The following is a 13193-nucleotide window of genomic DNA, read 5'->3' as shown; positions in this document are numbered from 1 at the left end:
CCCCGTCGGTTCAGCGGCCGGCGTCGGTCCGGTCGGCCGCGCCCTCGGCCGCGTCTTCCGGGGCCGAGCCGGCGCCGTCCGGCTCGGTCGTGGAGGCCTCGTCCGCAGGGCCGGGCGGGGGTGTCTGCGGCTCCGCGGGCCACGGCGTCTCGCTGGAGGAGCCGCCGCAGGCCGCGAGGAGCAGCGTGAAAGGCAGGAGCAAGGTGCCGGGCCTCATGACGCGGCATCCTAGCTCGTTTCGGAGGAAGGTCCCAAGAGACCGGGCGGCTCGCCCGGCGAGGGCCGCGGCGCGGGAGGCGCGGGAACGCCGGGTCAGCGCGACGCGGACAGGTTCGTCCGGGCGATCCAGAGGCAGGCCGCGGCGTTGACCGCGCACCAGACGACGAGGGCCACGCGGCCGAGGGGACCTGTGACCTCGCCGAGCACGACGACCGACGTGAGGTACGCCGCCGTGCCGACCGCGATGCCCGCGATGGCCGGCCTGAGCTTCTTCACGCCGAAGAAGAGCGTGGTGAGGCCGAGCGGGATCAGCGCGTTGGCGAGCGGCAGCCAGCGGTGGACCGACGCGCCGATCAGCAGATCGAGGTCGGCGATCGGCCGGGCCAGCACGTCGACCGCGAGGTCCACCCGCGGCAGGATCCACGGCGCGAAGAAGAAGAGCCCCGGCCCCGCCGCGAGCGCGGGGATCAGGAAGCTCACTTGCCACGGGCTCGTGGCGTTCGCGTCCTTCTTGCGGGCGCGGCGGGCGACCCACCCGGCGAGCAGCAGCAGCGCGAGCATCCGCACGACGATGTGGCTCTGCGTCACGCGCGCGACCGAGCTCGCGGCGTCGAGGATGCCGGCGCCGTAGAGGAGCTTGCCGCTCTCGGAGTCGTCGACCACGCGCGCGCCCGCGCGGATCGCGTCCTCGACCGCGCGCGGGTCGGACACGCCGAGGCCGACGAGCAGCGCCGCCGCGCCGGCGACGTGGGGCGCGGCCATCGAGGTGCCGTTGTACGCCGGGTAGGGCGCCTCGCAGTCGCCGCGCCCGCGGTTGCAGATGGTCTGCTGGGTGACGTTCACGCCGGGCGCCGCGACGTCGACGCCCTGGCCGCGCGAGGAGAACCGCGCGATCTTGTCGTTCGGATCGCTGGCGCTGACGCCGATGACGCCGTCCGAGGCGCCGGGGTATTGCACGCGCCCGCCGGTGTTGCCGGCCGCGGCGACGACGACCGCGCCGCGCCCGACCGCGTAGTCGATCGCGTTCTGGAGGACCTTGGAGTTGCGCGGGCCGCCGAGGCTCAGGTTGATGACGTGCGCGCCGTTCTCGGCCGCCCACCGGATGCCGTCGGCGACGTCGGCGGTGGTGCCCCAGCCGCTCTCGTTCAGCACCTTCACCGGCATGAGGCGCGCGTGAAACGCGAGCCCGACCGCGCCGATGCCGTTGTTCGTCGACTGCGCGATGGTCCCCGCGACGTGCGTCCCGTGGCCCTGGTCGTCGTTGGCGTGGTTCGTCTTGGTGACGAAGTTCCAGCCCTCCACGCACTCGGTCGAGGCGAGGTCGGGCGCCTTGACGAAGGGCCCGTGCGTCTCGCACGCGATGCCGGTGTCGACCACGGCGACGGTGACGCCGCGGCCGGTCGAGAAGTCCCACGCGCGCTCGGCGCCGACGCGCGCCATGTGCCATTGCTCCTTGAGCAGCGGATCGTTGGCGATGAACGACGCCCGCACCCAGGCGAGCGGCTCGGCCGCCTCGACGCGGGGATCACGCGCGAGCCGGGCCAGCGTGGCGCTGACCGGGCCGTTGATCGTGGCGATCTGGATCCTGGTCTCGGACGCGAGCGCGGTCGGGAGGAGGCGGAGCGAGAAGTCGCTCGCGAGCGCCGCGAGCGCGCCGTCGTCGAGGTCGTCGCGCGCGTCGACGACGATCTGGCCGGGGATGTCGTAGCTCGTCTCCTCGAGCTCCGAGCTCATGCCGAGCAGCGGCTCGCCCGCGGTCGCGACCGGCTCGTGCGGCAGATCGAAGCCGCCCAGGGCGGAGCCGGGGTCGCCGTGCCGGGCGGGATCGGCGTAGCTCGGGAGGCGGGGCTCGAGCATCCCCGGCGAGTGTGTCGCGAGCGCGGCTTCAGCGCGCTTTGTGTCTGCTCCGTCCGCCCTGGCCGCGCCGGACAGCGCGAGCAGCGCCGCCGCGGCGAGCAGCGAGGTCGCGAGCGCCGCGCGCCCTGTTGCCCGCCCTGTTGGATGAGTGGCGGTCCCTGGCCCACGCTGAAGGCGAGACTGATGCATAGAGGTCTCCTCGTCCGCAGGGTAGCGCCGCCGCCCGCGAGCAGCCATCGCCCCGGCGCCGGCGCGTCAAGCCGGCTCCGCCCGCCGGTCAGGCGCGCCCAGCCTGACGCGTTTGACGCGCCGCCGCGTCGGGCGAGGCCTTCGGGCGGTTGTTTGGACGGCCGGCGAACGTGCCGCCTTTCCCGCCATCGCGGCCGGGCGGCAGACGTGCTAGCCGCCACATGGATGGATTTCCTGATTCCGTCGCGCGCCGACCGACCTGGCAACGATCCGATCTTCACGCTGAACGCCGAGGCGACCGCGCGGGCGGCCAAGGGCGAGTCGATCTTGAACGCCACCATCGGCGTCCTGCTGGAGGATGACGGGAAGCTCGCGGTGATGGAGGGCGTCGCCGAGGCGCTGCGCGACATGCCGGCGAGCGTCGGGGCCGGCTATGCGCCGATCGCGGGCAGCCCCGAGTTCCTTCGCGGCGTGGTGGCGGACGTGCTCGGCGAGCGGCCGGCGGCCGAGTGGACGGCCGCGGTGGCCACGCCGGGCGGCAGCGGCGCGGTCCGCCTCGCGATCGCGGACTTCCTGGAGCCGCAACAGACCGCGCTCACCACCTCGTACTACTGGGCCCCTTACCGCACGTTCACGGATGAGGTCGATCGCGGCCTCGCGACCTTCCGGATGTTCGACGAGCGCGGCCGCCTCGACACGGTCGATCTCGAGCGAAAGCTCCAGGCCACGGTGGAGTCCCAGGGGCGCGGGATGCTCATCCTGAACTCCCCTTGTCACAACCCGACCGGCTACTCGTTCGACGAGGAGGAGTGGGCTCGTGTCGTGGAGGTCGTCGATCGCGTCGGCGCGGCGCCGGGGCGCGAGCGCGCGCCGATCACGGTGGTCCTCGACGTCGCGTACACGCATTACAGCGCGGCCGGCCTCGACAGCTGCCTCGATCAGGTGCTGCAGCTCGCGGGCAAGGCGATGATCCTGGTCACCTGGTCGGCGTCGAAGGCGTTCACGCAGTACGGCCTCCGGGTGGGCGCGCTCCTCGCGATCCACCCTGACGCCGAGCAGCGCCGCCGGATCCAGAATGCGCTCAACTACTCGTGCCGGGGCACCTGGTCCAACTGCAATGCCGGCGGCATGGCCGCGATCGCCCGTGCGCTCACCGACCCTGCGCTCCGGGCGCGCACGGAGAAGGAGCGCGCGTCCCTGAAGGCGCTGCTCGATCGCCGCGTGGCGAAATGGAACGAGCTCGCCTCGACCCGGAAGCTGCGGTATCCGCGCTACACCGGCGGGTTCTTCATCACGGTGTTCTGCGAGGACGCGCAGGCGGCGGCCGCGCGGCTGCAGAAGGACGGGGTGTTCGTCGTGCCGATCTCCGCGGGGGCCTTGCGTGTGGCGCTCTGCGCGGTCGCCGAGCGCGACATTCCGCGGCTCGTCGACACGATCGCCCGACACGTCGCCTCTTGAGGTCGCGCCGCCTCGACGTGGCGCTTCGCGTCGAGGCGGCCGCCGGGCCTTCGGTGGCCTTTATTCGATCGTGATGGTCACCGCGTTGAACGTGACCTCCGTCACGTTGACGGTCCCCGAGAAGAGCTCCCCGAAGAACGCCGCGTCGGTGAGGACGAGGCGCTCGCTCCCCTCGACCACGGGCGCTTCGGCGGTCGAGAACGAGTAGGCCAGTTCGTCCAGGCCGAGGGTTCCCTCGAACGTGGCCGACGTGATCCAGTAGGGGTTCCCGTCGACCACGACGGGCACCAGGGCGCAGTCGAGGTTCACCACCTCCCCCTCTTCGAAGCCGGTCTCTCCGACCCCCCAGGCGCCATCGACGAACGTCGCGCACCCTGACGAGAAGACCTCGTCGGTGGCCATCTCGAGCGTCACCGCATCCCCTCCATCGTGGCCGCCGCCGCCTTCGTTGCCGTCATTGCCGCCGCCGCCATCGGCATTGCCGCCCCCGCCGTCGGCATTGCCGCCCCCGCCGTTGGCATTGCCGCCTCCGCCATCGGCATTGCCACCTCCGCCATCGGCATTGCCGCCCCCACCATCGGCATTGCCGCCCCCACCATCGGCATTGCCGCCCCCACCATCGGCATTGCCGCCCCCGCCGTCGGCATTGCCGCCCCCGCCGTCGGCATTGCCGCCCCCACCATCGGCATTGCCGCCCCCGCCGTGGCCCCCGCCTCCGGCGGGATCATCGTCTCCGCAGCCGACCAGCAGGCATCCAAGAATAACAAGCCATGTCCACTTCATAGAAACCTCAGCTATCCACGCCGGCTCGAAGCGCCAACGATGCCAGCGTCAGCGAAAAGGAGTGATTGCCCCAGGCGTCCAGCCCCGGTTCTGGCCGCCCGTCCACGCAGTCTCTGCGCAGGCGATCGAAGCCACAACTCCAAATTCGCTCCCCTGCCCGTCGCGCTCCTGCTCTCCGCCCCACTCACGCAAGAGCCGCCGGGGGAGGGGGTGTCGCGCGGGCGGGCGGCGGGGGTGGGCCCCACAAACCCGAGCGCCGGCCCGCATCGGAGCGAGTCGCCCCCAGTCCACGCCACCCCCCCAGTGTGGCAATAGCCCCCTAAAAGGCGCGAGTTTGTGGGGGGACCCCCGCCGCCCGCCCGCGCGACACCCCCTCCCCCGGCGGCGCCCGCTGCGGTCTCTGGACGCCCGCCCGCCCCCCCTCAGCCGCTCACTTGTCGACCGGAGCCCCCGCCCAGATCCCCGCCATCCACGCCTCGACGTCCCCCACGCTCCGCGGAATCCCCGAGGAGAGGTTCCGATGCCCGCTCTCCGTGACGAGCACATCGTCCTCGATGCGCACCCCGATGCCGCGGTACCGCGCCGGAACCGTCTCATCGTCGAGCTGGAAGTAGAGGCCAGGCTCCACCGTGAGCACCATGCCCGGCTGGAGCTTGCCGAACTTGTAGACCTGCTGCCGCGCCTGCGCGCAGTCGTGCACGTCGAGCCCCAGCATGTGGCTCACGTTGTGGAGCGAGTACCGGCGGTAAAACTGCTTGTCCTCCTTGAGCGCCTCCTCGGCGGACACGGGGAGGATGCCCAGCCGCTCGAGCCCCCGGGCGAGCACCCGCATCGCGGCGCGGTTCGGCTCCATGAAGTCGTTGCCCGGTTTGACCTCGCCGAGCGCGGCCTCCTGCGCCTCGAGCACGAGCTCGTAGATCTCGCGCTGCTCCGGCGAGAACTTCCCGCCGATGGGCAACGTGCGCGTGATGTCGGCCGTGTAGAGCGCGTTGCCCTCGACGCCCGCGTCCAGCAAGAGGAGCTTCTCCGGCTCGAGCTTCCCGTCGTTCCTGGTCCAATGCAGGATGCAAGCGTGGTGGCCCGCCGCGGCGATGGTCCCGTACCCCACGTCGTTGCCCTCGACCCGGGCGCGCAGGTTGAAGATGCCCTCGACCTCGCGCTCGCTGCGCCCGGCGGGGAGCGCGCGGATGACGTCCTCGAACCCGCGCTTCGTCGACGCGATGACCGCCTCGAGCTCCTGGATCTCGAGCGCGTCCTTGAGGAGCCGCATCTCCGAGAGCGCCTCGCCGAGCTGCTTGTCGCGATCCTGCTTGGCGAGGAGGTTGTCGACGCGCTCCGACATGCCGCGGAGCACGCGGTGCGGGTGCGTCACCTGGCCGACGAGGCCGCTCAGGAACGCGTCGAGCTCGGGCAGCCCGCGGCACTCGTCGACGCCGAAATGCGCGCGGCTCTGGTCCACGCCGAGGCGCGGGCCGACCCAGAGCTCGCCCTTCACGCGATCGGTGAAGAACGTCTTGTCGCTGCGGCCGGGGTTCGGCTCGACGAAGAGGATGTCGCGGTGACCGCCCCCCTCCTGCGGCTGCATGACGAGCACGCAGTCGGGCTCGAGGTTGCCCGTCAGGTAGAAGAAATCCGAGCCGGGGCGGAAGCGGTAATGCGTGTCGTTGGCGCGGACCTTCTCGTGCCCCGTGGGGATGATGAGCGTCTCCGCCGGGAACAGCTTGGACAGGGCCCGGCGGCGGGCGGCGAACACCTCCGCATGCGCGATCGGCTGCGGGAGCTCGCGAGGCGCCGGCGCCCACCGATCGAGCATGAACGCGACCAGCGCCTCCGGCAGCGAGGTGTCGTGGCTGGCCGGCTTGGCCTCAGGAGCGCCACCCGCGGCGGCCGGCGCCCCGGCCGATCCAGCTTCAGCGGACGCGCGGGGCGCGGGGTCAGCCTGGACAGGATCGGGGGCGCTGTTGTCGAACGTGGTGCTCATGGGACTGAAACTATGGGGCGATCTGGCGCGGTCGTTCAAGCCAAAGCGCCGCCGGACGCGGCCCTGCGGAGCGCGCCCGACCGGGAGGCGGCGGGTCAGGCGACCGAGGCGCCGCCGTCCACCGCGAGGACCTGGCCGGTGATGAAGTCGTTCTCGGCCAGGAAGACCACCGCGCGCGCGACGTCGCCGGCCTCGCCGATCCGCCGGAGCGGGATGCGCTCGCGCAGCCGGGCGAGCGTCGCCTCGTCCGAGGCGGACAGCGGCGGCAGGACCGTCCCGGGAGCGACGCCGTTGACGCGCACCTCGGGGGCCAGGCTCACGGCGAGGCCGCGGACCAGGTGGGCGAGCGCGGCCTTGGAGACCGAATAAGGGAGGTAGTTCTTCCAGGGGCGCTCGGCGCTCACGCAGGCGATCGCGACCACGCTGCCGCCGCAGGCGCGGAGCGCGGGGGCGAGCTCGAGCGTGAGCAGGTACGGCGCGGTCGCGTTGAGGGCCATGGCGCGATCCCAGGCGTCAGCGGAGAGCTCGGCCGGCGGGACGCGATCGAAGTTCGCCGCGTTGTGGACCAGCAGATCGAGCCGGCCAGAGGACCAGTCGAGCGCCGCCCGGGCGAGACCGGCGAGCGCCGCGCGGTCGTAGAGGTCCGCCTGGAGCGCGATCGCGCGGCGGCCGAGGGCGCGCGCCTCGTCGACCACGGCGTCCGCGCCGGCGGCGCTCGTGGCGTAGTGGACGGCCAGGTCGACGCCCGCGGCCGCGAGCGAGCGGGCGATGGCGGCGCCGACGCGGGTGCCGGCGCCGGTCACGAGGGCGACGCGGCCGGACAGGGGGATGTGGGGCATGGCGCTGGTCTAGCCGATGTGGCGCCGCGGGGCGGTGAGACCGGAGAGGCCAGGCGGAGGAGGCGATGCCCATCGCCCTGACGGCGCGCGGCGGCGCCGCCGTTTTTTTCTCCGCCCGCGCGCCCCATGGCACGCTGGGCCGGCTTTGCCGATGTTGCCGACACGCCGCCGAGCCGCGAAGAACCTCCCGAGGAAGCCGGCGCGCCGCTTGCGCGCCCTCGCCGCCGCGCTGCTCTGCGCGGCCGGGTGCACGGAAAAGCTCGAGTCGGTCGACCTGCCCGGGATCGACCTGCCCGGGATCGACCTGCCCGGCGCCAGCGCGCCCGTCGCGCCGGCGAGCGCCTCGGCGCGGGCCCAGGGTGCCCCGCGCGGCGCCGCGCCGGCGAGCGCCTCGGCGCGGGCCCAGGGCGCCCCGCGCGCCGCGGCAGCGCCGCCGAGCGACTGCGACGAGCTGCCCTCCGAGGAAGAAGAGCGGCGCGCGCAGCTGCCGCCGCTCACCGCGCTCGGCAAGGCCGTGCCCGTGGAGCCGTGGACCACGCCGCCGTACGAGGTGCTGCCGGGCGTGAGCCTCCCGCCGAAGATCGCCGAGAAGCTCGAGCAGCTCGATCGGGGCTACGCGCGCCGCACGCGGGAGCACCTCGTGATCACGAGCGGGACACGCGACGCGAACCGCCAGGCGAGGGCCATGTTCACGAAGCTCAGGCTCGGCGAGGACCTGCTCAAGCTCTACCGGAACAAGGCGGCGGTCCAGGAGATCAAGAAGGCGTACCAGAGCGCCTCCAAGAAGCCGCCGGAGCAGGTGGTGGCGGCCATGGAGGCCGTGATCCAGGACCAGATCGACCGGGGGATCTACGTCTCCGCGCACCTGCGCAAGGGCGCCGTGGACGTGCGCAACCGGACCATGTCGGCCAAGGAGAAGCGCGCGTTCCTCGAGAGCGCCGCGGAGGCCGGCGGCGTCGACGTGCTCGAGGAGACGACGCCGGCGCACTACCACCTGCAGATCGACGGATAACGCATCGCGCTCGTCTTGCGCGATGTGGCCCCGTCCGGCCGCCGCAGGTCAGGGTGACCCGCCGCTGCGCGGCCGCGCCGCCTCGGTGCCGCAGGGTCGAGGTCGGCTTCTCCAGGCTCACGCGATTTCGGATGAGCGCCGGCAGCCGGGAGGCTCGACCGAACGCCGCAGGCCCCTCGGCCGATCCGAGCGGCGTGGTATCGTCGTGTTCATGAGCGCAGGCGAAGAGGCCAAGGAGGCGCGACGGAGGGCTCGCGCGGGGTGGATGATGCGCGTGTTCCAGCCCGGCGAGGGCGAGGCGCAGGCGGACGCGGACGCTCTCTTCTGGAACGCCATCCCCGTAGACCAGCGCGCCGAGGTCACCTGGAAGCTGAGCCAGGAGCTCTTCGAGCTGGCTTTGCCCGGATCCACCCATGAACGACGACTTCCTCGATCTGCTTTCCGCCCTGTCCGCCGCTGACGCGAGGTTCATGGTTGTCGGGGCGTACGCCGTCGGCGTGCATGGCCGCCCGCGTGCGACGAAGGACCTCGATGTCTGGATAGAGGCCAGCCCCGAGAACGCGACGCGGGTCATGGACGCGCTGCGTCGGTTCGGGGCGCCGCTTTCGGAGCTCTCGGAGCTGGATCTCGCCACGCCAGGCGTCGGTTTCATGATGGGCGTTCCGCCTCGACGGATCGACGTGCTCACGCAGATCTCCGGCGTTGAGTTTGCCGAGGCGTGGCCACGTCGCATCGAGGTGGCGTTCGGCGAGCACGTCCGTTGTCCGGTCATCGCGCTGGAGGATCTGCTCGCGAACAAGCGCGCCGCGGATCGCCTTCAGGATCGCGCCGACGTCGAGGCGCTGGAGCGCCTCCTCCGGCTCCAGCGCGGCACTGGTCCGAGCTGAACCAAGGGCAGCTCGGCTGCGCTCGCGACACCGCGCCTGGTCTTCGATCTGCGGGTGCTCCGCGAAAGCCCTTCAGCCGCTCAGCCCGACGAGCCGCTCGCCGCGGGGACCACGGTCTTCGGGCCGGGCCCCGGCCGCGCGCCGCCCCTGATGCGCGCCTCCGTCACGACCTCGTCCCACTGCGCGTCGTAGCCCTCGAAATGGACGCGGTAGCTGCCCGGGGCGACCACGCCGGTGATGATCGCCGGCTTGTAAGCGCCCTTCCACTCGACCTCGATGCGGTCGCCGACCTTCCGCGCGCCGCCGCCGGCGCTGCGCTGCTCCTCCTCGCGCAGGCGCCGGGCGCTCCCCTCGTGCAGGCACTGCTCGCGGTGGCAGGCGAGTCCGGAGGCGCAGTCGTCGTCGGCGCGGCACGGGGAGCCGAGCGGCGCCTTCTTTCCGCAGGCAACGAGCGCCGCGGGCAAGGCGGCAAGGACCACGAGCACCCTCAGGACGGCCACGGCTCGAACGCGCACGGCACGGGATCCCAGCAGAGCGGCCGCGGCCCGACAACAGGGATCGCGACCCGCGGTGCAGCGCGGCACATCCCCGTCGCGGCGCCGCGGCGGCGCGCGCCTCGAGGGGGCCGGCGGACCACGGCCTGCCGGCGGGGCCGCGCTCTGCTATGGTCGCCCCCGCCGTGCGTCTGCTCGCCGCCCTCGCGCCCGTGGCCTTGCTCGTCGCGGCGCCGCCGCTCTCGGGCTGCGGCGGCGCCTCCGCGTCGGACGCGCGCGTCTGCGCGGGCGCCGGCGTCTGCGGCGCGGGCTACTGCGTCGCCGGGCGCTGCCGGCCGGCCGACGCCCTCCCCTCGCCCATCGACGCGCGCCGCGTGCTGCTCCCGCCCGCGGACCTCGCGGTGCTCGCGGAGGACGCCGGCGGCGCCGGCGTGCCCGACGCCGTCGCGCTCGGGCGCGAGGCCGGGGGCGACGTCGTCCTGCTGCTCCGGTTCGCCCCGGACTTCGGCGCCGGCGCCGAGATCGCGAGCGCCTTCGTGGTGCTGGAGCCGACCCCGGGCGCGCCGCCGGCGGAGCGCGCGGTCACCCTCGAGGTCGCGCGCATCCTCGAGCCGTGGCGCTCGGACACGGCGACGTGGGGCCGGCAGCCGCGCCTGTCGCTGCCCGAGGCCGCCGCCGTCGTGCGCCGCCGCCCCGCGACGCCGCTGCGGATCGACGTCACGCCGCTCGTGCGCGACTGGGCCAGGCGGCGCAGGGACGACCACGGCATCGCGATCCTCGCGCCGGGGAGCGACGCGGTCGGGGCGGCCTACTCGATGGGCGTCTCCCAGGGCGTCGGCCCCCTCCTCGAGGTCTACGTACGGTGAGCGGCGGTCAGGACGACGACGACCTCGGCGAGCGGGCTTCCAGGCCGAGCGCTCTCCCGCTGCCGCTCATCCGTTACGACACGGGCGACGGCAGGCCGCCCGCGCCCGACGCCGGCAGCGGCCTGCCGCCCGCCTCCGGCCCCGGCGGGACGCCGCCCGCCTCCGGCAAGCCGCCCGCCTCCGGCCCCGGGGGGACGCCGCCCGCCTCCGGCAGGCCCCCCGCGTCCGCCAGGCCCCCCGCCTCCGTCAGGCCGCCCGCCTCCGGCCCCGGCGGGACGCCGCCCGCGTCCGATCCCCGCGAGAGCGTGCCGCCCGCCTCGCTCGCCTTGCTGCTCGCGCGCCGCGCCGACAGCATCGACGTCGACGAGGAGCCCGCCGTGACCCGGCGCTCGGTGGCGAGCGTGCCCCCCTTCCCGCTCCTGCGCACCGCGCCGCCCCCGGCGCCCGAGGAGGCGCCGCCGCCCACGCTGCTCCGCGTGAGCCACCTCAGCGTCTCGTTCTCGGCCGACGGCCGCGTCACGCGCGCCCTCGACGGCGTCTCGTTCTCGGTCCCGCGCGGGCGCACGGTGGCGCTCGTCGGCGAGTCGGGCTGCGGCAAGACGGTGACCGCGCTCAGCATCCTGCGGCTCCTGCCCGCGCCGTATGCGTCCGTCGACGCCGGCGCGATCGAGCTCGAGGGCCGGGACCTGCTCTCGCTCACCGAGCGCGAGATGCGCGCCGTGCGCGGCGGCAAGATCGGGATGATCTTCCAGGAGCCGATGACCTCGCTGAACCCCGTGTACACGGTGGGCGCCCAGATCGCCGAGGCGATCCGGCTGCACCGCCCCATGTCGCGCGGCGACGCCCGGCTCTACGCGGTGAGCCTGCTCGGCAAGGTCGGCCTGCCCGAGCCCGAGGTGCGCGCCGGGAGCTACCCGCACGAGCTGTCCGGCGGCATGCGCCAGCGCGTCATGATCGCGATGGCCCTCGCGCCGGGCCCCTCGCTGCTCATCGCCGACGAGCCGACCACCGCGCTCGACATGACCACGCAGGCGCAGATCCTGGACCTGCTCGAGCGGCTCAAGGCGGAGTCGTCGATGAGCCTCCTGCTCATCGCGCACGACCTCGCCGTGGTCGGCGAGCTCGCGGACGAGATCGTCGTGCTCTACGCCGGGACGGTCGTGGAGCAGGGGCCCGCGCGCAGGGTGCTCGCGGCGCCGTCGCACCCGTACACGCGGGCGCTGCTCCGGAGCATCCCCGCGCCCGGCCTCCGGCCGCACCGCGTGCGCGGCGAGAAGGCGCTGCGCCTGCCGACCATCCCGGGCGCCCTGCCGGATCTGCGCGACCCGCCGCCCGGCTGCCGCTTCGCCGACCGCTGCGACGTGGTGTTCGCGCGCTGCCGCGCCGAGGCGCCGGACCTCTACGGCGTCCCGCCCGCCGGCCCGAGCACGGGGCGCCACGCGGCGCGCTGCTTCCTGCTCGCCGAGGCCGGGCGCGCCGGCGAGGAGGGCGCCGCGTGACGCGCGACAGCGACTTCCCGCTTCCGTCGCAGGGCGACGCCGCGGGCGCCGCCGCCGCGCGCGCCGAGAGCGCGCGCGGCGCCCGCCCGCTGCTCCAGGTGGAGCGGCTCTCGAAGCTGTACCCGGTGCAGCGCGGCCCGTTCGCGAGGCCGTCGTTCGTGCAGGCCGTCGACGGGGTGACCTTCCACGTGCACCGCGGCGAGACGCTCGGCCTGGTCGGCGAGTCGGGCTCGGGCAAGAGCACGCTCGGGCGCACGGCCATCCGGCTCGTCGAGCCCACGCTCGGCCGCATCTTCTTCGACGGCGAGGACCTCACGGCGATGTCGGGCCGCGCGCTCAGGGCCACGCGCCGGCGGATGCAGATCGTCTTCCAGGACCCTTACGGCTCGCTCAACCCGCGGATGACGGTGCGCGAGATCGTGGGCGAGGGCATCGTGATCCACCGCCTCGCGAGGAGCCGCGACGAGGCGACGACGATGGTCGAGGGCGCGCTCCAGAAGGTCGGGCTGCGGCCGGACATGATGGAGCGCTTCCCCCACGAGTTCTCGGGCGGGCAGCGGCAGCGGATCGCGATCGCCCGGGCGCTCGTCGTGCGCCCCCATTTCGTCGTCTGCGACGAGCCGGTGAGCGCGCTCGACCTGTCGGTCCAGGCCCAGATCATCAACCTGCTCGAGGAGCTCCAGGACGAGCTCTCGCTGAGCCTCCTGTTCATCTCGCACGACCTCCGGGTGATCGAGCACGTGAGCCACCGCATCGCGGTGATGTACCTCGGCCGCATCGTGGAGATCGGCCCGGCCAAGGACGTGGCCGAGCGGCGGCACCACCCGTACACGCGCGCCCTCTTCGACGCGATGCCGTCGCTCGACCGCGGGGGCAAGGCGCGCCGGCTGCTCCCGGGCGCGCCGGGGAGCGCGATCAACCCGCCCGAGGGCTGCGTGTTCCACCCGCGCTGCCGCAAGGCCGAAGAGGGCAAGTGCGACGTCGAGATCCCGCCGCTCGAGGAGCTCGCCGCCGGGAGCGGCCACCGCGTGGCGTGCTGGCACCCCGAGGTCGAGTGACGCGGCGGGGCCGGCGAGCCCCGCGCGCGCGACGGTCCACGGGCGCTCCCG

At 73.9% G+C, this 13193-nt stretch carries 13 protein-coding genes; 7 read left to right on the top strand and 6 right to left on the bottom strand.

The features are described 5' to 3' along the window. Positions 1-10 precede the first annotated feature (10 nt). Both WMF43_RS47890 and WMF43_RS47885 read right to left on the bottom strand, forming a co-directional pair. Entirely contained in the window at positions 11-217 is a 207-nt protein-coding gene (locus tag WMF43_RS47890; protein ID WP_437675580.1) for a hypothetical protein, read from the bottom strand. Between the two features lie 95 nt (positions 218-312). After that, positions 313-2076, bottom strand: coding sequence for a S8 family peptidase (locus WMF43_RS47885; protein ID WP_437675579.1), 1764 nt, complete (start codon positions 2074-2076; stop codon positions 313-315). 414 nt (positions 2077-2490) lie between these two features. Here WMF43_RS47885 and WMF43_RS47880 point away from each other — a divergent pair, with 414 nt between their 5' ends. Next, positions 2491-3723: an aminotransferase class I/II-fold pyridoxal phosphate-dependent enzyme gene (locus WMF43_RS47880; protein WP_437675578.1), complete on the top strand. Its 1233-nt coding sequence runs from the start codon at positions 2491-2493 to the stop codon at positions 3721-3723. A 60-nt stretch (positions 3724-3783) separates the two neighbouring features. Here the strand turns inward: WMF43_RS47880 and WMF43_RS47875 are convergent, their stop codons facing one another. The 3 genes from WMF43_RS47875 to WMF43_RS47865 form a co-directional block, all read right to left on the bottom strand. Then, positions 3784-4506 (bottom strand): hypothetical protein, encoded by a 723-nt coding sequence (locus tag WMF43_RS47875; RefSeq protein WP_437675577.1) that lies wholly within the window; start codon positions 4504-4506, stop codon positions 3784-3786. A gap of 430 nt (positions 4507-4936) precedes the next feature. Then, a complete protein-coding gene (locus WMF43_RS47870; protein ID WP_437675576.1) occupies positions 4937-6487 on the bottom strand; it encodes an aminopeptidase P family protein in 1551 nt (516 codons plus the stop codon). Positions 6488-6582: 95 nt separating this feature from the next. Continuing rightward, positions 6583-7326 (bottom strand): SDR family oxidoreductase, encoded by a 744-nt coding sequence (locus WMF43_RS47865; protein ID WP_437675575.1) that lies wholly within the window; start codon positions 7324-7326, stop codon positions 6583-6585. Between the two features lie 208 nt (positions 7327-7534). Between WMF43_RS47865 and WMF43_RS47860 the strand changes: the two genes are divergently transcribed. From WMF43_RS47860 to WMF43_RS47850, 3 genes are all read left to right on the top strand, one after another. After that, positions 7535-8338: a hypothetical protein gene (locus WMF43_RS47860; RefSeq protein ID WP_437675574.1), complete on the top strand. Its 804-nt coding sequence runs from the start codon at positions 7535-7537 to the stop codon at positions 8336-8338. Positions 8339-8549: 211 nt separating this feature from the next. After that, positions 8550-8798, top strand: a complete 249-nt coding sequence (locus WMF43_RS47855) for a hypothetical protein (protein ID WP_437675573.1) — start codon at positions 8550-8552, stop codon at positions 8796-8798. Beyond that, a complete protein-coding gene (locus WMF43_RS47850; RefSeq protein WP_437675572.1) occupies positions 8752-9225 on the top strand; it encodes a DUF6036 family nucleotidyltransferase in 474 nt (157 codons plus the stop codon). Before WMF43_RS47855 ends, WMF43_RS47850 begins: the two co-directional genes overlap by 47 nt. Before the next feature lie 80 nt (positions 9226-9305). On the opposite strand, the gene WMF43_RS47845 is transcribed toward WMF43_RS47850, so the two are convergent. Then, entirely contained in the window at positions 9306-9740 is a 435-nt protein-coding gene (locus WMF43_RS47845) for a hypothetical protein (protein ID WP_437675571.1), read from the bottom strand. A 164-nt stretch (positions 9741-9904) separates the two neighbouring features. Here WMF43_RS47845 and WMF43_RS47840 point away from each other — a divergent pair, with 164 nt between their 5' ends. The 3 genes from WMF43_RS47840 to WMF43_RS47830 are packed head-to-tail and all read left to right on the top strand — an operon-like array spanning position 9905 to position 13142. Further along, a complete protein-coding gene (locus WMF43_RS47840; RefSeq protein ID WP_437675570.1) occupies positions 9905-10585 on the top strand; it encodes a DNRLRE domain-containing protein in 681 nt (226 codons plus the stop codon). Beyond that, positions 10582-12084 carry an oligopeptide/dipeptide ABC transporter ATP-binding protein gene (locus WMF43_RS47835; protein WP_437675569.1) on the top strand — a complete coding sequence of 501 codons (1503 nt, stop codon included), beginning with the start codon at positions 10582-10584 and terminating at the stop codon, positions 12082-12084. The genes WMF43_RS47840 and WMF43_RS47835 overlap by 4 nt, the downstream gene beginning before the upstream one ends. Next, a complete protein-coding gene (locus WMF43_RS47830) occupies positions 12081-13142 on the top strand; it encodes an ABC transporter ATP-binding protein (protein ID WP_437675568.1) in 1062 nt (353 codons plus the stop codon). The genes WMF43_RS47835 and WMF43_RS47830 overlap by 4 nt, the downstream gene beginning before the upstream one ends. The last annotated feature ends 51 nt before the right edge of the window (positions 13143-13193 follow it).

Source organism: Sorangium sp. So ce131 (assembly GCF_051519095.1).
Classification (GTDB): domain Bacteria; phylum Myxococcota_A; class Polyangia; order Polyangiales; family Polyangiaceae; genus Sorangium.
The sequence above is the reverse complement of the archived record's forward strand: the minus strand, read 5'-3'. Positions and strand labels throughout refer to the sequence as shown.